Below are 17,469 nucleotides of genomic sequence, written 5' to 3' on the forward strand. Positions count from 1 at the left end.
TGGTCGGCGGTCAGCCGACGGGGGCGGATTCGCGCTCCGCGAGGAACGCGTCGACGTCGGCGCGCAGGGGCAGGCTCGGTGAGGCTCCCTGCTTCGTGACGGTGAGGGCACCTGCGGCCGTCGCCAGGCGCACGGCGTCGGCGAGGCTGCTGCCGTTCGCGAGCGCGGCGCCGAGATAGCCGGCGTAGGCGTCGCCGGCGGCGGTCGTGTCGACGGCGGTGACGGGGAACGGGGGAATGACGGATGCTCCCTCGGCGGTGACCACGCACGATCCCTGTCCCGCGAGCGTGATGACCGCGGCGCCGACGCCCTGGTCGAGGAACCAGCGTCCGGCGCGCTCGGCGGATTCGGCATCCGTCACCTCGATGCCGCTGATGAGCGTCGCTTCGGTCTCGTTCGGCGTGACGATGTCGATATTGGCCCAGACCTCGACCGGCAGGGTCGCCGCGGGCGCCGGGTCGAGGATGACGGTCATGCCGTGCTCGCGCCCGCGCCCCGTGATGTGCGCGGTGAGCGCCGACGGCGTCTCGAGCTGGGTGAGCAGCACCGAGGTCGTGGGCGCGAGGGCGGCGAGTGCCGCGTCGATCTGCTCGGTGTTGAGAGAGGCGTTCGCGAGCGGCACCATCACGATGTCGTTCTGCGCGGAGGCGTCGACGCGGATATGCGCGATGCCGGTCGGGCCGGGCACGGTGCGCAGGTGCGCGAGGTCGACGCCTGCGTCACTCAGCCCGTCGACGACGAGGTCGTGGAAGAGATCGTCGCCCACGCAGCCGACGAAGCTGGTGCGGGCGCCCGAGCGGCCGGCGGCGACGGCCTGGTTGGCGCCCTTGCCGCCGAGCATGAGCGTGAACTGATCGCCGAGTATCGTCTCGCCGCGCGCGGGGAGGCGCTGCGAGAAGGTGGTCACGTCGGCGGTCACGCTGCCGACGATCACGACGCCGGAACGGTCTTCGGGGTGTGCGGTGGCCATGTCGCTCCTGGTCGTCTTCGACGGCGATGTACGTCGGCCGGGGCTTTGACATCGCCCTGCGCCTGTCATTACATTAGCCGAAACCGAACCTGTAACGACAGGTTGTCCCCGAGGAGTCCCGATGACCGTGATCGCCCCCCGCCTGTACGTCGACAGCGCCGACGTCGACCGGGTGTCCCGGCTCCTCGCCGCGGGCGTCGTGCACGGCGTCACCACCAACCCGACGATCCTCGAGCGGGGCGGGCGCACCGCCGCCGAGATCCCCGAGCTCTACGCCCGATGGGAGTCCGAGGGCGCTGCCGAGATCTTCTTCCAGACCTGGGGCGGCGACACCGCGTCGTTCCTGCGCAACGCCGAGCGCATCCGTGAACTCGGACCGCGCGTCGCCGTGAAGGTGCCGGCGACCGCCGACGGTTTCGCCGCGGCATCCGCCCTCGTCGCCGACGGCGCCACCGTGCTCGTGACGGCCGTCTATTCCGTCGCCCAGGCGCTCGCGTGCGCGAGCATCGGTGCACAGTACATCGCGCCGTACCTCGGACGCATGCGGGATGCCGGCATCGACGGCGACGCCGTGATCGCGCGCATGCAGGAGGTCTGCGAGGGCAGCGGGTCGAACGTGCTCGCCGCGTCGCTGCGCACGGCTGACGACATCGTCGGGCTGCGCCTCGCCGGAGTGCCCTACTTCACCGCCGCGCCCGACGTGATCGAGCAGGCGCTCTTCCACGAGGTCAGCGACAGCTCGGCGGCCGAGTTCGACGCCGCCATGGTGCGCCTCGGGGCGTAGGGGTTCGACAGGGCGGGGCCCTTCGACAGGCTCAGGGACCCAGTTCGTGTGAGCCCGTGACTCTGGGTTGCTGAGCCTGTCGAAGCACCCACCCCCGAGACGGATGCCTAGGCCGAGGCGGCCTGGCGCAGCCACCGCTCCACGCCCGCGATGTGGGCCGTGGCGAGCGAGGTGGCGAGTGCGGGGTCGTGCTGGGCGATCGCGTCGGCGATCGCGCGGTGCTCCGAGAGGGTGCGCTCGACCGCGCCGCCCTCGGTGAGTCCGCGCCACACGCGGGCGCGCACGGTCTGACTGCTGAGGTGCTCGATCAGGCTCGCGAGGTACGCGTTCCCGGCCATGCCCACGATCTCGCGGTGGAAGCGGATGTCGTGCTCGACGAGTTCCTCGATCGTGACCGAGGCGTCGACGCGCTCGACCTCCTCGACGAGCGCCGCGACCTGCTCGTCGTCGCCGAGGGTCGCCGCGAGGCCGGTGGCCTGGGACTCCAGCATCCGCCGCACCGCGAAGATCTCGAGCATCGAATCGTCGTCGTGCATGTCGACGACGAACGAGATCGCCTCGAGCAGCAAGTGCGGTTCGAGGCTCGTGACGTAGGTGCCGTCTCCGCGGCGCACGTCGAGCACGCGGATGACCTCGAGGGCCTTCACCGCCTCGCGCATCGAGTTGCGTGACAGGCCCAAGCGCTCCGACAGCTCCTTCTCGGGGGGAAGCCGATCACCGGGCGACAGTTCGCCCGACACGATCATCGCCTTGATCTTCTCGATCGCCTCATCGGTGACTGCCATGGCCGTCATCCTAGCCAGTGATCCGATGTCTGAGGCAGGATGGGCGTATGCGAGTCCTCGATACGCACCTGCACATGTGGGACGAAGAAGTCCTCACCTACACCTGGCTGGAGGGGCCGTACGCCTACCGCTTCGCCGAGATCGAGCTGGAGCACGACCCACTCGACGTCGATCGCCTCGAGGCGGTGTTCGTCCAGGCCGAGACGGCGGAGTCCGATTACGTCGGAGAGGTGCGGTGGGTGCAGTCGCTCGCCGCGCGGGTCGGCGTCGTCGGCATCGTCGCCGGTGCGCAGCTGCACCGCGGCGTCGACACGGTGACGCACCTCGAAGAGCTGGCGACGCATCCGCTGGTCGTCGGCGTGCGACACAACCTGCAGAACGACCCCGACGGCCTTGCCGTGTCGAGCGCCTTCGTGACCGGCGCGCGCGAGGTCGCCGCCCGCGGGTGGACGTTCGACGTGTGCGTGCGCGCGGCGCAACTGCCCGATATCGCCCGCCTCGCCGGTGCCGTGCCGGAACTGCGGATGGTGCTCGACCACCTCGGCAAGCCGGCCGTGGGCACGGCGGACGCCCCGCTCTCGCCGTCCGCGGAATGGGCGCGCGACATCGAAGAGGTGGCGAAGCATCCGGAAGCGTTCTGCAAGCTCTCGGGGCTGCCCGCCGAGTCCGGCGGTGTCTGGAGCGCGGAGCAGTTCGTGCCGTTCCTCGATGCGGCGGCGGATGCCTTCGGCGTCGAGCGCCTGATGTGGGGGAGCGACTGGCCGGTGTCGTCGATCGGACCGGCCGAGGAGGGCGACCCGTACGCTCCGGAAGACGGGTCGGCCACCTACCAGCCGCACGCGCGGCAGCGCTGGCTCGACACCGTGGTCGAGTGGGCCGAGGCGCGCGGGCACGACGTCGACGCGATCCTGTGGGGGAACGGGCGGCGGTTCTACGGGCTCGACACGCTGCGGCCGGTGACGACGGAAGCGCCGCGACGCGGGTTCTTCGGGCGGTTGTTCGGGGGCTGAATCGTGGCCTGAACCAAGGGGCGTAGGGGTTATCCACAGGTCTGCGCCTCTCCCGCGTGCTCACGACGTGAGTTGTGCCAGGCTCTCCTGCGGCGCTTCGGGCGCGGCGAGGGGATCGTATGGACGACTGGAATGTGGATGCCGATGGCGTGCTCGCGCTTCTGACGAGTATCGATACCGTGGGGCCCGACTTCGAGAGGGCGCATCGCGACATCACCGATGCCGCCGAATCGGGAGCGGCGCTGGCGGCGGGTGGACGGACGGTCGTGAAGACCGCGTGGACGACGTTCATCGAAGATCGATCGCTCGTCCCGGGGAAGATCATGCACGAGGTCGCGGCCGCCGCTTCGGCCGTGAGCGAAGCCACGGCCGCGCTGGTGGCGGGCGACGAGCAGATGTCGCTCGATACCACCGCAGCGCAGAGCAGAGCGGAGAGCTGGGGCATCGCTCCCACGGAGGCGTACAGCTCATCGGCAGGTGAGAACTGATGGCGATCTCCGAGGATTCGGTCGTCGAAGTGCTTCCGCCGGCGAACGTCGAGAACCTCGACTCGCTCCTGTCATCGGCGCAGTCGAAACTGGACGCCGCGATGGAGGAGGCGCACAAGCAGTGGCTGACGCTGCCGGACGTTCTCCAGGTCGTCGGGGCCGATGGGATGAACTACATGCTCGACCCGTCTTCTCGCGCAGCGCAGGAGTGGGGCGCCGCACTCGCATCGGCACGGAAGGCACTGGTGGATGCCGCGACCGACGCGCTGCCCGCGTTGGTCACTCGGCGCACGCAGCTGCTCGAGCGGATCGTCGAGGCGAACAGGCAGTCGTCGGATGCCGATGGGGCCGTGGCGCTCGCGGATGCCCAGTACTGGGCCGCGTACGGTAGTGACCCGGAGTCGACCTCGACCACGTCGGCGCGGGAATCGCGGACGGACGCGCTGCATAACCAGGAGCAGGCGCGGGAGGTCGAGTCGCAACTCGAGATCGACATCGAGACGTTCCGGCGCGACGTCGAGGCCGAGGAAGAAGCGATCGCGAGGAGACTGACCGGGATCAGCGGTGGCGACGAGGTGCTCGGTGCCTGGGGAGAAAAGGTGACCGTCTCCCAGACGTTCTGGGGCTTCGCCGAGCAGGCGTATCCCGGTGCGCCTCGCGAGAGCGTCGACTTGACGGGGCACCTGCAGGACGCCATTGAACAGGCGACCGTCGCGCGGATCAACAAGTTGAGCGTGACGGATCCGGCGGCGGCGAAGGAGTGGCTCGATGCGCACCCCGAGTTCGCGGCGACGGTCGGGCTCATCGACCCGGCGGTGGCGGCACGCCTGTGGCAGGGGATGGCGTCGGAATCGACCCGAGGGCCGGCCGACGGTGGCGGTGAGCGCTGGGCGACCGGGCCGCTGGCCCAACTCTTCGATATCGCGCCGTTCACGATCGGCAACCTGAACGGTCTTCTGGCGAAGGACCGTGACGAGTTCAACCGCGAGACACTGCGGCAGACGCTCGACGACCCGGACGCGACCGAAGAGCAGCGTGCCGCGGCCGAGCAGACGCAGAAGGCGTTGGATCGCGCGCTGTCGCACTCGCCGGAGGGGACGGCCGTGCAACTCGTCGCGTTCGAGGTTCCGGCCGACGGCGGGGAGCGCGACATGCGCGCAGCGATCTCAGTGGGAGATCTCGATACCGCACAGTACGTGGGGGTGATGCTCCCCGGGATGGACAGCAGCGTCGCGGTGTCTATCAGAGGTCTCGTTGGAAATGCCATCAACATGCAGGACGCTCATGTTCGAGTCGGTAACGCCGACGCAACTGCTTCGGTGGTGTGGATGGGATTCGAGTCGGCGGGAGCGAATCCGTTCACGAGCGAGTTCCTCGGGCGTGACGATCTCGCGCAGGAGGGGGCGCTGCCACTGGTGCGCTTCCTGGGCGGCGTCGATGCGACGAATCCCTCAGCCGAGACGACCATTCATGCCTACTCATACTCGACGCGGCTCGCGACCTACGCGCTGTCCGCCGGTCCGTACGGTGGTGGCGAAGTCGATCATCTGGTCCTCTACGGATCACCCGGGGTGGCGGAGGCGGTGCGAACGGTGGACGATCTCGTCGGCGTTCCTCCGGGTGAGGTGTATTCGACGAAGTCGGTCGGAGATCAGTTGAGGCTGCCGAGACCCGAGATATTGCAGGTTCAGGCATATGGCTTCGTGATGGCGGCATCAGCCGCGTCGGGTCAGGCAGGCATGGCAGAGCTGGGAGAAGCTCTGTCGGACGTCGGTGTGGACAACGCGGATCCGAACGATCCTTCGTTCTGGAGTGGACACGAGCCGAACGTCTTCGTTTCGGACGGTGTGTTCGGGCATGCCGCCGACGAGACCCCGCGTTCGGACGGGTACTGGAGCCGAGGCTCGGATTCCATCAAGGACGGTGCTCTGATCGCAGCTGGGCGAGGGGATGAGGTTCGATGAGCGTCCGGAAGCCTCGGGTCGTGACTGCCGCGCGGTTGACGGCCGTGGTCGTCTCGTTGATGTTGATGCTGACGCCCGTGCTTGGAAGCTGCGCTCACAGGGAAGAGAGCGACATGAACTCGATCAAGGCTAGTGAACAGTTGAACCTCGCCGTCGAAGCGGTTCAATCGGCGACGGGAACGGAATGGGAGCAGATGACCGAGATGGGGCCGATCGACTGCTCGCCCGATTCAGAGCAGATGGCCGTCTCATGGAAGGCCACGGCGACGGTAGATCGTGATGCGGCGTACACGGCGGTGCGCGAGGCCCTGGAAGACGTCGGGTTCGAGACTCGGACCCTCGGACCGGACTCCAGGACTCCCACTGTCGCATCTCAGACCGGCGACGGATTCGGCCTGGACTTCGCCTACCCGATCGAAGGGGGCCCGCTGTACTTGCACGCTGGGAGCGATTGTTTCCCGCTCGAGGAATGGCCGGATGAGGAGCGCTGATCGATCGCTGGTTCGTGTGCTCGCCCTGCTACTCAGCGTCCATGTTCTGACGGCGTGCGGATCACTAGAAAGAAGCGAGATGACCAGCGATGAGGCACGAGAACAACTGTTGACGGCTGTAGATGTGGTCAAAGGAGCGACCGGACAAGACTGGGACGTCGATGTGGAACCCACTCTTCTCGGTTGCTCTCGAACGCACAGTCAATGGACCACGAGTTGGAGCGGATCACCGACAATGGATCGCGATTCGTCGTACACCTCTGTTCGTGAAGCTCTTGAAGAAGCCGGATTCGCGACCAATATCAACGGTGCGGACACGACGACCCCGGTCTTGTCGGCGCAGGCTGCCGACGGTTTCGGCCTTGACTATTCGCAACCGATTGAGGGCGGGCCGGTCGGATTCAGTGTGAGTAGCGACTGCTTCCCCGAAGGCGAATGAGCGCTCGCGCCGTTCGTAGAGGGAGGGAGCGAAGTCGAATGAGAGGACGGTGTGGGGGCCTTGCCACGCGATGGCTTGCGCCTGCGGCAATGGTGCTGATTCTCGGGCTGACCGGCTGTGCGCACGCAGAAGGGAATGACATGAACTCCGATAAGGCCCGCGAGCAAGTGAGAGTGGCGGCCGAGGCCGTGCAGTCGGCGACAGGCGCCGACTGGGAGCCGATGACGGCAGTCGGTCCGATCGGTTGCTCGCCCGGTCTTGAGCGGATGAAGGCGTCCTGGAAAGGCATTGCAACGGCAGATCGTGATGCGGGATACGCGGCTGTCCGTGAGGCTCTGGAGGGGGTCGGGTTCGAGACGCGCATTCTCGGCCCGAACTCTACGACTCCTGCCGTGGCGTCTCAAACGGTCGACGGTTTCGGACTCGACTTCGCGTACCCGACTGAAGGTGGGCCGCTGTACCTCTACGTGAGCAGCGATTGCTTCCCGCTCGAGGAATGGCCGGATGAGGAGGGCTGAGCGAGTGGCGATCCGCAAACTCGCTGCTGGCGCTGCCGTGCTCGGGTTCGTCCTGACGGGATGCGCTGCCGAGCAAGGGAATGACATGAACTCGACGAAGGGTCTCGAGCAGTTGGATGTCGCGGTGGAGGCGGTGCAGTCGGCGACGGGGACGGAATGGGATCAGGTGACCGAGATCGGGCCGATCGGTTGCTCGCCGGGACTCGAGCAGATCGCTGTGTCGTGGAAGGGGGTGGCAACAGCGGACCGTGATGTTGCGTACGCGGAGGTGCGTGAAGCCCTCGAGGAAGTTGGATTCTCGACTCACATGATCGCTGCGAGTTCGAAGACTCCCTCCGTGGGGTCTCAGACCGGCGATGGTTTCGGGCTCGCATTCTCGTACCCGATCGAGGACGGGCCGATATACCTGTCGGTTGGAAGCGACTGCTTCCCGCTCGAGGAGTGGCCGCCCCGGCCTGTCGACTCCGGCCCCTGACCCCGCACACACAACGGAGGAGATCTCGCGTTCCGCAGGAACATTCGAACCATTTGCTCCTGCGCAACGCGAGATCTCCTCCGTTACGTGTGACGCGCGGCGTTACTCCGAGCGCAGGCGCAGCTGCGCCATGCCGCCGTCGACCTCGATGAACGTGCCGGTCGTCGAGCCGGCGGCCGGCGAGACCAGGTAGGCCACGGCCGCCGCGACCTCGGCCGGGCTCACGAGCCGGCCGTGCGGCTGACGCGCTTCGAGCGCCGCGCGCTCCGCGTCGGGATCGGATGCCGCGCCGAGCAGTCGCCCGACCCAGGGGGTGTCGGCGGTGCCGGGGTTGACGGCGTTGACGCGGATGCCTTCGCGCAGGTGGTCGGCGGCCATCGCGCGGGTGAGGGCCGAGACCGCGCCCTTCGACGCGGTGTACAGCGCGCGCTGCGGAAGGCCGGTCGTGGAGGCGATGGATGCCGTGTTGCACACCGCCGCGGCCGGCGATTCGCGCAGCCACGGCAGGGCGGCCGAGGTCACGCGGGCGATGCCGGTGACGTTGATCGACAGCACGCGAGCCCACTCGTCGTCGTCGTTCGCGCTGATGTCGCCGGTCGCGCCGATCCCGGCGTTGTTCACGACGATGTCGATGCGGCCGAACTTCTCGCCGACCGCTGCGATCGCGGCGTCGACGCTCGGGCGGTCGGAGATGTCGGCGGTGAACGCCGCGAAACGGGCATCCGCTCCCGAGGTGTCGCGGTCGAGCACCGCGACCTGCGCGCCGTCGGCGTGCAGACGGTCGGCGATCGCTGCGCCGATGCCCGAGGCGCCGCCGGTGACGATCGCGACCAGGCCGTCGAGTGCGCCGGTCACTTCGCCGCCTCCCAGGCGACGAACTCCTGACGCTGGTGGCCCAGGCCGTCGATCTCGACCTCGACCACGTCGCCCGGGGCGATGTACGGGAAGTTGCCCGAGAGCGCCACGCCCTGCGGGGTGCCGGTGAGGATGAGGTCGCCGGGCTCCAGGGTCACGTACTGCGACAGGTGGTGCACGATGTGCTCGACCGAGAAGATCATGTCGCTCGTGTTCGAGTCCTGACGCGGCTCGCCGTTGACGAAGCTGCGCAGGCCGAGGGCGTGGTGGTCGACCTCGTCGGGCGTGACGAGCCACGGACCGGTCGGGTTGAAGCCCGCCGCGATCTTGCCCTTCGACCACTGGCCGCCCGAGACGGCCATCTGGAAGTCGCGCTCCGAGACGTCGTTCGCGAGCACGAAGCCTGCGACATGCGCCATCGACTCCTCGGGGGAGTCGAGGTACGCGGCGCGGGTGCCGATGACGATGCCGAGCTCGACCTCCCAGTCGGTCTTGGTGCTGCCGCGGGGGATCGTGACGGTGTCGTTCGGGCCGACCACGGTGTTCGGGGTCTTCAGGAACAGGATCGGGATCTTGGGCGGCTCCGAGCCCGACTCGGCCGCGTGCGCGGCGTAGTTCATGCCGATGCAGATCACCGCGCTGGGACGCGCGATGGGGGCGCCGATGCGGAGTGTCGCGGCATCCCCGAGCTCGGGGAGCTCGCCGGCGTCGCGGGCGGCGGCGACGCGGGAGACGAAGTCGCTCTCGAGGAAATCGCCGTTCACATCGGATGTCACCGAGCGGAGGTCGAGGTATCGGTCACCCTCGACGAGGACGGGGATCTCTGTACCTGGGGTGCCGAGCCGCGCGAACTTCATGATTCTCCTGATCCTTCGGGTGGCCGCCCTGCGACGGCCGTCGTCGTTGACAGTATAGACATCGGATGTTTACACTCCAAGGGATTGCATGGGATTTCTCCATGCCCCGAGAGGAACCGTACCCGTGAGCCGTATCGTCGCACTCGACACCACCGACATCCGCTTCCCCACTTCGCTCAGCCTCGACGGCTCCGACGCGATGAACCCCGACCCCGACTACTCGGCCGCGTACGTGGTCGTGCGCACGGATGCCGAGGACGGCATCGAGGGCCACGCCTTCGTGTTCACGATCGGCCGCGGCAACGACGTGCAGGTCGCGGCGATCGACGCGCTCGCCGGGCACCTCGTCGGACGGGAGATCGAGCCGCTGCTCGACGACATGGGCGGGACGTTCCGCGAGATCATCGGCGACTCGCAGCTGCGCTGGCTCGGCCCGGAGAAGGGCGTCATGCACATGGCGATCGGCGCCGTCATCAACGCGCTGTGGGACATCAAGGCCAAGCGCGCAGGACTCCCGCTGTGGCAGCTGCTCGCCCGCATGACCCCGGAGGAGCTCGTCGACCTCGTCGACTTCCGCTACCTCACCAACGCCCTCACCCGCGAGGAGGCGCTCGAGATGCTCCGCGCCGCCGAGCCCGGACGCATCGAGCGCGAGCGCGAACTGCTCGCCACCGGCTATCCGGGATACACGACCAGCCCCGGCTGGCTCGGCTACTCCGACGAGAAGCTCGAGCGCCTCGCCCGCGAGGCCATGGCCGACGGCTTCACCCAGATCAAGCTCAAGGTCGGCGCCGACCTCGACGACGACATCCGCCGCTTCCGCAAGGCCCGCGAGGTGTGCGGACCCGACTTCCCCATCGCGATCGACGCGAACCAGCGCTGGGAGGTGTCGGAGGCGATCGAGTGGGTGAACGCGCTCGCCGAGTTCCACCCCGCCTGGATCGAGGAGCCGACGAGCCCCGACGACATCCTCGGCCACGCCGAGATCGCCCGCGGCGTCGCCCCCATCCGGGTCGCGACCGGCGAGCACGCCCAGAACCGCATGATCTTCAAGCAGCTGCTGCAGGCCGACGCGATCTCGGTCATGCAGATCGACGCGGTGCGCGTCGCAGGAGTCAACGAGAACATCGCCAACCTGCTGCTCGCCGCCAAGTTCGGGGTGCCGGTCTGCCCGCATGCCGGCGGTGTCGGGCTCTGCGAGGCCGTGCAGCACCTGTCGATGTTCGACTACGTCGCCGTCACCGGCACCCGCGAAGGCCGCATGATCGAGTTCGTCGACCACCTGCACGAGCACTTCGTCGTGCCGACCGACATCCAGGGCGGGTCGTACATGGCCCCCACTGCACCCGGGTCGGGCATGGAGATGAAGGCCGACAGCATCCGCACCTACGCGTGGACGGGCGAGCATGTCGTCGCCTGATCGCGTGCTCGACATCCCCGCCCTCGGTTACGGCGCGGCGAACGTCGGCAACCTCTTCCGTGCGCTGAGCGATGACGACGCCTGGGCGGTGCTGGATGCCGCGTGGGAGAGCGGCATCCGCTACTACGACACCGCCCCGCACTACGGCCTCGGCCTGTCGGAGCGGCGCCTCGGCGCCTTCCTCCGGACGAAGCCGCGCGACGAGTACGTGCTGTCGACGAAGGCCGGGCGGCTCCTGCGCCCCAACCCCGAGCACGTCGCGGGCGGACTCGACACGGCCAACGACTTCCACGTCTCCGACGATCTGCAGAGGGTGTGGGACTTCTCGGCCGACGGCATCCGTCGAAGCCTCGACGAGTCGCGCGAGCGCCTCGGCATCGAGCGCATCGACCTGCTGTACCTGCACGACCCCGAAAGGTTCGACCTCGACCTCGCGCTCGCCGAAGCGCTGCCCGCCATGGAGCAGCTGCGGGCCGACGGTCAGGTGGCGTCGATCGGGATCGGATCGATGGTCTCGGATGCCTTGGCCGCCGCCGTGCGCTCGGCCGACCTCGACCTCATCATGGTCGCGGGCCGCTACACGCTCCTCGAGCAGCCGGCCGCGAGCGACGTGCTGCCCGCCTGCCGGGAGACCGGAACGGGGATCGTCGCGGCATCCGTCTTCAACTCGGGCCTGCTGGCGGCGAGCGAGCCGCGTCGCGACGGCCGGTACGAATACGGCCAGCTGCCCGATGAGCTGTGGGACCGCCTCGTGCGCATCGCCGCGGTCTGCGCCGATCACGGCGTGCCGCTGCCGGCTGCCGCGATCCAGTTCCCGCTGCAGGCGGCCGAGGTGCGCTCGGTCGTCGTGGGCGGCAGTCGCCCCGCGCAGCTCGAGCAGAATGCCGAATACGCGGCGCTCGACATCCCCGCCGAGCTCTGGCAGAACCTGGCCGCCGAGGGGCTCATCCCCGCCGGCTGAGGCCACCGCACCCGTGGCCGCGCGGACCCGAACCGCGCAGGCACGCACCACTCTTGATCGAAGGAACCCCGTGCTCGAAGGCATCCATCCCCTGCTCACCGGTGAACTGCTGTTGCACCTCGACCGGATGGGGCACTCGGACGCGGTCGTGATCGCCGACGCGCACTTTCCCGCCTGGGGTCTCGGCGCCCGTGTGATCGATCTGCCGGGAACGACCACGCCCGAGGTCGTCGCGGCGATCCGCACCGTTCTGCCGCTCGATGATGCGCCGGGCATCGACCTGATGACCTCGGCCGACGGCGAGGTGCTCGACGTGCAGCGCGAGCTGATGGCCGCCGCGGGCACCGAGCTCGAGACCACGCGCTTCGTCGAGCGCTTCGCGTACTACGAGGTCGCGGCATCCGCGTATCTGATGGTGCGCACGGGCGAGACCCGCAAATACGGCAACGCGCTGCTGCGCAAGGGCGTCGTCGGGCACGCCTCGGCCTGAGGTCTCCGTACCTAACTCAGGAAGAATCGACCGTTCGCGCGCCAGAACGACGGTTCGACCGGCTTTCCAGGGTTTTTTCCTGAGTTGGGTACGCCGTCAGCGCCCGACGGTCGACTCGCGCACCACCAGTTCAGCGGCGAACGGCGTCATCGCGGGCGGCGGGGCGCCCGGATCGGCGAGCTGCTGCAGCAGCACCGCCCCGGCGGCGCGACCGATCTCGTAGCCGGGCTGGCGCACGCTGGTGAGCGGCACCACGCCCTGGTGCGCCTGGGCGACGTCGTCGAAGCCGACGATCGCGACGTCGTCCGGCACGCGGATGCCGTGACGCACGAGCTGCGTGAGCACCCCGAGCGCGACCATGTCGTTCGCGGCGAAGATCGCATCGGGCAGGTCGGCCGGGGCGAGCGCCGCGATGCGTGCGCCCGCGGTCATCCCGGCCTCGGTGGTCAGCTGCTCGACGTCGACGACCTCGATCGAGGCGAGCGTTCCGTCGACGGCCCGGTGGAGACCCGCGAGCCGGTCGTTCGACTGGCTGACGGTCGGGGTGCCGAGGAACATCAGCCGCCGGCGCCCGAGCGCGAGGAGGTGCTCGCCGGCGAGGCGGCCGCCGCCGACGTCGTCGAAGAGTACCGAGGCGACCTTGGTCGAGATCGGGATGGGGCCGACGACGACCGAGCGGATGCCGCGATCGGCGAGCGTCTCGAGCCGGGGCACGACGTCGCCGTGCGGATAGATGATGATGCCCTGCACCCGGTGCGCTTCGAACATGTCGAGGTTGCGCTGCTCCTGCGCGCTGTCGCGGTTGCTGTTGCTGAAGAACAGCGACCACCCGGCCTGGCGCGTGACGTCCTCGACGCCGCGGGAGAGTTCGTGGAAGTAGGGCAACCACGCGTCGAGCAGGATCAGCGCGAGGGCTTTGCTGCTGCCTGCGCGCAGTTGTCGCGCCGATTCGTTGGGCACGTAGCCGAGCTCTTCGATGGCCGCCCGCACTTTCTCGCGACTGGACGCGCGGAGCACGTGCGGGTGGTTGAGGTAGTTCGACACCGTCGACGAGGAAACCCCGGCGAGGGCGGCGACGTCTTTGACGCTCGCGGGCATCGATTCTCCGTGATCGGGTCCGGCGCAGGGAGTGGCCGGAGAGTGGGATCAGCGTAACCGACGTTATTGGCACGTTACAAGAAAGTTCTTGACACCGATCGGGCGCGGCGCATAACGTGACCTGCACATCGAGTTGGCACGTGCCAATCGGTGGAGGCGACGGTGCCGCACACCCGCCTCCGAGGGATCTCATGAACATCGGTTGCCACGGGCTCGTCTGGACCGGGAACTTCGACGCCGACGGCATCCGCCTGTCGGCCGAGAAGACCAAGGAGGCCGGGTTCGACCTGATCGAGTTCCCGCTCATGGATCCGTTCTCGTTCGACGTGGCGGCCGCGAAGCAGGCGCTCGCCGAGCATGACCTGGCCGTCAGCGCCTCGCTGGGTCTGTCGGAGGCGACCGACGTCACGAGCTCCGACCCGACGATCGTCGCCGCGGGCGAGGCACTGCTACTCCGCGCCGTCGACGTGCTCGCCGACCTCGGCGGCACGCACTTCTGCGGTGTCATCTACAGCGCCATGAAGAAGTACATGGAGCCGGTCACCGCCGAGGGGCTCGAGAACAGCCGCCGCGCGATCGCGAAGGTCGCCGACCACGCGGCAGAGCGCGGCGTCTCGGTCGCCCTCGAGGTCGTCAATCGCTACGAGACGAACGTGCTCAACACGGCCCGCCAGGCCATCGACTTCGTCGGCCGGATCGATCGGCCGAACCTCGGTATCCACCTCGACACGTACCACATGAACATCGAGGAGTCGGATATGTTCGCGCCGGTGCTCGACGCTGCCCCGCAGTTGCAGTACGTGCACATCGGCGAGAGCCACCGCGGCTACCTCGGCACCGGATCGGTGGACTTCGACACGTTCTTCAAGGCGCTGGGGCGCATCGGTTACGACGGCCCGATCGTGTTCGAGTCGTTCTCGTCGGCGGTCGTCGCGCCGGATCTGAGCCGGATGCTGGGGATCTGGCGCAACCTGTGGACCGACAACGTCGAGCTGGGTGCGCACGCGAACGCGTTCATCCGCGACAAGCTCATCGCGGTCGACTCGATCCGCCTGCACTAGGCGGATCGCCTCGGGCGGGGAACCTGTGACCAAGTTGTTATTACAGGTCTTCCCCTCCGGGACTTCATTAGATACATTTAGGTACAACTTGCGCGGGAGACCGCGGAACGTCAGAATTGATCCGATGTTTAACCCCATCGGGTGAACTCAGCAACGAAGCAGCAGCGAACGAAAACCTTCAAGGAAGCAGGTGAGGCACGTGAGTGATCCCATCCTCAAAGTGGAGGGCATCAGCAAGGGATTCCCCGGTGTCCAGGCACTCAAGGACGTGCATCTCGAAGTGCGCGCGGGTGAGGTTCTCGTCCTCGTCGGAGAGAACGGCGCCGGCAAGTCGACCCTCATGAAGATCCTCTCCGGGATCTACGCCAAGGACGAGGGCACGATCGTGTTCGAGGGCCAGGAGGTCGAACTCACCAGCCCCCTGCAGGCGCAGGAGCTCGGGATCACGATCATCCACCAGGAGCTCAACATGATGCCCGACCTCACGGTCGCGCAGAACATCTTCGTCGGCCGCGAACCGCGCACCGGTCCGTTCCTGTCGGAACGCAAGCTCAACCAGCAGACCGCCGAACTGCTCAAGCGGCTCAACATCCACCTCGACCCCAAGGCCAGCGTCGGCGACCTGACGGTGGCCGAGCAGCAGATGGTCGAGATCGCCAAGGCCCTCTCGTTCAACGCCAAGGTGCTCATCATGGACGAGCCCACCTCGGCCCTCACCGACTCCGAGGTCGAGACGCTGTTCGTGCTGATCGAGCAGCTCAAGGCATCCGGCACCGGCATCGTCTACATCTCGCACCGCATGGACGAGCTGCGCCGCCTCGCCGACCGCGTCAGCGTGCTGCGCGACGGTGCATACATCGGATCACTCGACAAGTCCGAGGTCAGCATCCCGAAGATCATCGAGATGATGGTCGGCCGCGCGATCGACGAGGGAACCCGCCCCACCGCCCGCGAGCACATCAACGACCCGGTGGTGCTCGACGTGCAGGACCTGTCGACCAAGAGCCTGCTCAAGGACATCTCGTTCCAGCTGCACAAGGGCGAGATCCTCGGCTTCGCCGGCCTCATGGGCGCGGGCCGTACCGAGACCGCTCGCGCGATCATCGGTGCCGACCCCAGCGACGGCGGCACGATCACGATCGCCGGCCGGCAGACGAAGATCAGCCAGCCGGCGGATGCCGTCAAGCACGGCGTCGGCTACCTCTCGGAGGACCGCAAGCTCCTCGGGCTGATGCTCGAGCAGGACGTCACCTTCAACACCGTGCTCGCCTCGCTCGGCTCCTACGCCAACGGGATCGGCTGGATGGGCGACGGCAAGGCGAAGAACCGCACCAAGGAGTACGTCCAGCAGCTGCGGGTCAAGACGCCCTCGGTCAACCAGGTCGTGAAGCTGCTCTCGGGCGGCAACCAGCAGAAGGTCGTCATCGCCCGATGGCTGATGCGCGACTGCGACATCCTCATCTTCGACGAGCCGACCCGCGGCATCGACGTCGGAGCGAAGGAAGAGATCTACCGCCTGATGCAGCAGCTCGCTGATCAGGGAAAGTCCATCATCGTCATCTCGTCGGAGCTGCCCGAGATCCTCCGCGTCGCGAACCGCATCGCCGTGTTCGCGAACGGTCGGATCACCGGAACGCTCCGCAACGAGGAAGCCAGCCAGGAGAAGATCATGCAACTCGCAGCCCATGGGGAGGAAGACTGATGAGCACCCCGCAGAACGGGTCGTCGACGACGACGATCATCCAGACCGCCGTGAACGAGAACACCGACAAGCGCGACATCGGCGGCTTCCTCAAGCGCCAGGTGCAGCAGTCGCTTGCGTTCGGCACGCTCGTCGTGCTGTTCATCTTCTTCTCGGTCGCCAGCCCGAACTTCCTCACCTGGAACAACGTCTCCGGCATCCTGCTCTCGACCGCGGTCATCGGCATCCTCGCCCTCGGCACCACGTTCGTGATCATCACCGGCGGCATCGACCTGTCGCTCGGAACCGGCATGGCGCTCTGCTCGGTCATGACGGGTGTGTTCATCACCAACATGGGGTTGCCGGTGTTCGTCGGCGTCCTCGGCGGTATCGCCACCGGCATCCTGATGGGGCTCGTGAACGGCGTGAACATCACGTTCCTCCGCCTGCCCCCGTTCATCGCGACCCTCGCGATGATGATGATCGCCGGCGGTCTCGCCCTGGTGATCTCGGGCGTCGCACCGATCTACTTCTCGGGCTCGGCTCCGGACTTCAAGCAGATCGCCCTCGGCACCCTCATCCCGGGCCTGCCGAACGCCGTCCTCATCACGCTCGTGCTCGCGGTCATCGCGTACCTCGTGCTCTCGAAGACGCTGCTCGGCCGTTACACCTTCGCGATCGGCTCGAACGAAGAGGCCACGCGCCTCTCGGGCGTCAACACCCGCCGCTGGACGATCTTCGTCTACATGTTCGCGGGAGCCTTCACCGGCATCGCCGGCGTCATCATCGCCTCGCGTCTCGACTCGGCCCAGCCGCAGATCGGCACCGGCTACGAGCTGCAGGCCATCGCGGCCGTCATCATCGGCGGCACCTCGCTGCTCGGCGGTCGCGGCTCGATCCTCGGCACCGTGATCGGTGCGCTCATCATGAGCGTGCTCGTCAACGGCCTCCGGATCATGTCGATCCAGTCCGAGTGGCAGAACATCGTCGTCGGCATCGTCATCCTGATCGCGGTGTTCTTCGACTCGCTGCGCAACCGCGCACGCACCTGACCCCGGAGGCGGCGCCGTGCCCGCCGCCTCCGATCGGCGACCCGGCCGACACCCGCGGAGCGATCCGCAC

19 protein-coding genes are annotated in these 17,469 nt (G+C 67.8%); 14 read left to right on the top strand and 5 right to left on the bottom strand.

All coding sequences use genetic code 11. The features are described from left to right. Positions 1-10: 10 nt before the first annotated feature. Positions 11-970, bottom strand: a complete 960-nt coding sequence (locus tag ACFY9N_RS16145; protein ID WP_391479877.1) for a ribokinase — start codon at positions 968-970, stop codon at positions 11-13. Positions 971-1,091: 121 nt separating this feature from the next. On the opposite strand from ACFY9N_RS16145, the gene ACFY9N_RS16150 reads away from it, so the two are divergent. Continuing rightward, complete coding sequence (locus ACFY9N_RS16150; RefSeq protein WP_391479878.1) at positions 1,092-1,754, top strand: transaldolase family protein; 663 nt, start codon at positions 1,092-1,094, stop codon at positions 1,752-1,754. A 107-nt stretch (positions 1,755-1,861) separates the two neighbouring features. Here the strand turns inward: ACFY9N_RS16150 and ACFY9N_RS16155 are convergent, their stop codons facing one another. Next, entirely contained in the window at positions 1,862-2,539 is a 678-nt protein-coding gene (locus tag ACFY9N_RS16155) for a FadR/GntR family transcriptional regulator (RefSeq protein WP_391479880.1), read from the bottom strand. A gap of 47 nt (positions 2,540-2,586) precedes the next feature. Here ACFY9N_RS16155 and ACFY9N_RS16160 point away from each other — a divergent pair, with 47 nt between their 5' ends. The 7 genes from ACFY9N_RS16160 (at position 2,587) to ACFY9N_RS16190 (ending at position 7,924) form a co-directional block, all read left to right on the top strand. Beyond that, the gene (locus ACFY9N_RS16160) at positions 2,587-3,549 is read left to right on the top strand and encodes an amidohydrolase family protein (RefSeq protein WP_391479881.1); all 963 of its coding nucleotides are present in this window, start codon (positions 2,587-2,589) and stop codon (positions 3,547-3,549) included. A 119-nt stretch (positions 3,550-3,668) separates the two neighbouring features. Continuing rightward, positions 3,669-4,037 (top strand): DUF6507 family protein, encoded by a 369-nt coding sequence (locus ACFY9N_RS16165; RefSeq protein WP_391479883.1) that lies wholly within the window; start codon positions 3,669-3,671, stop codon positions 4,035-4,037. 350 nt (positions 4,038-4,387) lie between these two features. Then, the gene (locus ACFY9N_RS16170) at positions 4,388-6,001 is read left to right on the top strand and encodes an alpha/beta hydrolase (protein ID WP_391479884.1); all 1,614 of its coding nucleotides are present in this window, start codon (positions 4,388-4,390) and stop codon (positions 5,999-6,001) included. Positions 6,002-6,021: 20 nt separating this feature from the next. After that, complete coding sequence (locus tag ACFY9N_RS16175; RefSeq protein WP_391479885.1) at positions 6,022-6,492, top strand: hypothetical protein; 471 nt, start codon at positions 6,022-6,024, stop codon at positions 6,490-6,492. Positions 6,493-6,571: 79 nt separating this feature from the next. Further along, a complete protein-coding gene (locus tag ACFY9N_RS16180; protein WP_391479887.1) occupies positions 6,572-6,931 on the top strand; it encodes a hypothetical protein in 360 nt (119 codons plus the stop codon). Between the two features lie 89 nt (positions 6,932-7,020). After that, positions 7,021-7,449 carry a hypothetical protein gene (locus ACFY9N_RS16185; RefSeq protein ID WP_391479889.1) on the top strand — a complete coding sequence of 143 codons (429 nt, stop codon included), beginning with the start codon at positions 7,021-7,023 and terminating at the stop codon, positions 7,447-7,449. A gap of 4 nt (positions 7,450-7,453) precedes the next feature. Further along, a complete protein-coding gene (locus tag ACFY9N_RS16190; RefSeq protein WP_391479890.1) occupies positions 7,454-7,924 on the top strand; it encodes a hypothetical protein in 471 nt (156 codons plus the stop codon). Positions 7,925-8,026: 102 nt separating this feature from the next. On the opposite strand, the gene ACFY9N_RS16195 is transcribed toward ACFY9N_RS16190, so the two are convergent. Both ACFY9N_RS16195 and ACFY9N_RS16200 read right to left on the bottom strand, forming a co-directional pair. Further along, positions 8,027-8,779, bottom strand: coding sequence for an SDR family NAD(P)-dependent oxidoreductase (locus ACFY9N_RS16195; protein WP_391479892.1), 753 nt, complete (start codon positions 8,777-8,779; stop codon positions 8,027-8,029). Continuing rightward, entirely contained in the window at positions 8,776-9,636 is an 861-nt protein-coding gene (locus ACFY9N_RS16200; RefSeq protein ID WP_391479893.1) for a fumarylacetoacetate hydrolase family protein, read from the bottom strand. Before ACFY9N_RS16200 ends, ACFY9N_RS16195 begins: the two co-directional genes overlap by 4 nt. A gap of 124 nt (positions 9,637-9,760) precedes the next feature. Here ACFY9N_RS16200 and ACFY9N_RS16205 point away from each other — a divergent pair, with 124 nt between their 5' ends. The 3 genes from ACFY9N_RS16205 (at position 9,761) to ACFY9N_RS16215 (ending at position 12,507) form a co-directional block, all read left to right on the top strand. Beyond that, entirely contained in the window at positions 9,761-11,056 is a 1,296-nt protein-coding gene (locus tag ACFY9N_RS16205; protein ID WP_391479894.1) for an L-fuconate dehydratase, read from the top strand. Beyond that, the gene (locus ACFY9N_RS16210; RefSeq protein ID WP_391479895.1) at positions 11,043-12,017 is read left to right on the top strand and encodes an aldo/keto reductase; all 975 of its coding nucleotides are present in this window, start codon (positions 11,043-11,045) and stop codon (positions 12,015-12,017) included. The genes ACFY9N_RS16205 and ACFY9N_RS16210 overlap by 14 nt, the downstream gene beginning before the upstream one ends. A 70-nt stretch (positions 12,018-12,087) precedes the next feature. Further along, the gene (locus ACFY9N_RS16215; protein WP_391479897.1) at positions 12,088-12,507 is read left to right on the top strand and encodes an RbsD/FucU family protein; all 420 of its coding nucleotides are present in this window, start codon (positions 12,088-12,090) and stop codon (positions 12,505-12,507) included. 96 nt (positions 12,508-12,603) lie between these two features. On the opposite strand, the gene ACFY9N_RS16220 is transcribed toward ACFY9N_RS16215, so the two are convergent. After that, on the bottom strand, positions 12,604-13,605 hold the full coding sequence (locus ACFY9N_RS16220; protein ID WP_391479899.1) for a LacI family DNA-binding transcriptional regulator: 1,002 nt from the start codon (positions 13,603-13,605) through the stop codon (positions 12,604-12,606). 191 nt (positions 13,606-13,796) lie between these two features. On the opposite strand from ACFY9N_RS16220, the gene ACFY9N_RS16225 reads away from it, so the two are divergent. The 3 genes from ACFY9N_RS16225 to ACFY9N_RS16235 all read left to right on the top strand — a co-directional run bounded on the left by ACFY9N_RS16225 (position 13,797) and on the right by ACFY9N_RS16235 (position 17,399). Continuing rightward, a complete protein-coding gene (locus ACFY9N_RS16225) occupies positions 13,797-14,666 on the top strand; it encodes a sugar phosphate isomerase/epimerase family protein (RefSeq protein WP_391479900.1) in 870 nt (289 codons plus the stop codon). Between the two features lie 199 nt (positions 14,667-14,865). After that, a complete protein-coding gene (locus ACFY9N_RS16230) occupies positions 14,866-16,368 on the top strand; it encodes a sugar ABC transporter ATP-binding protein (protein WP_391479902.1) in 1,503 nt (500 codons plus the stop codon). Further along, entirely contained in the window at positions 16,368-17,399 is a 1,032-nt protein-coding gene (locus tag ACFY9N_RS16235) for an ABC transporter permease (RefSeq protein WP_391479903.1), read from the top strand. The genes ACFY9N_RS16230 and ACFY9N_RS16235 overlap by 1 nt, the downstream gene beginning before the upstream one ends. Positions 17,400-17,469: the final 70 nt, after the last annotated feature.

Source organism: Microbacterium sp. NPDC008134 (genome assembly GCF_042957055.1).
Lineage (GTDB): Bacteria > Actinomycetota > Actinomycetes > Actinomycetales > Microbacteriaceae > Microbacterium.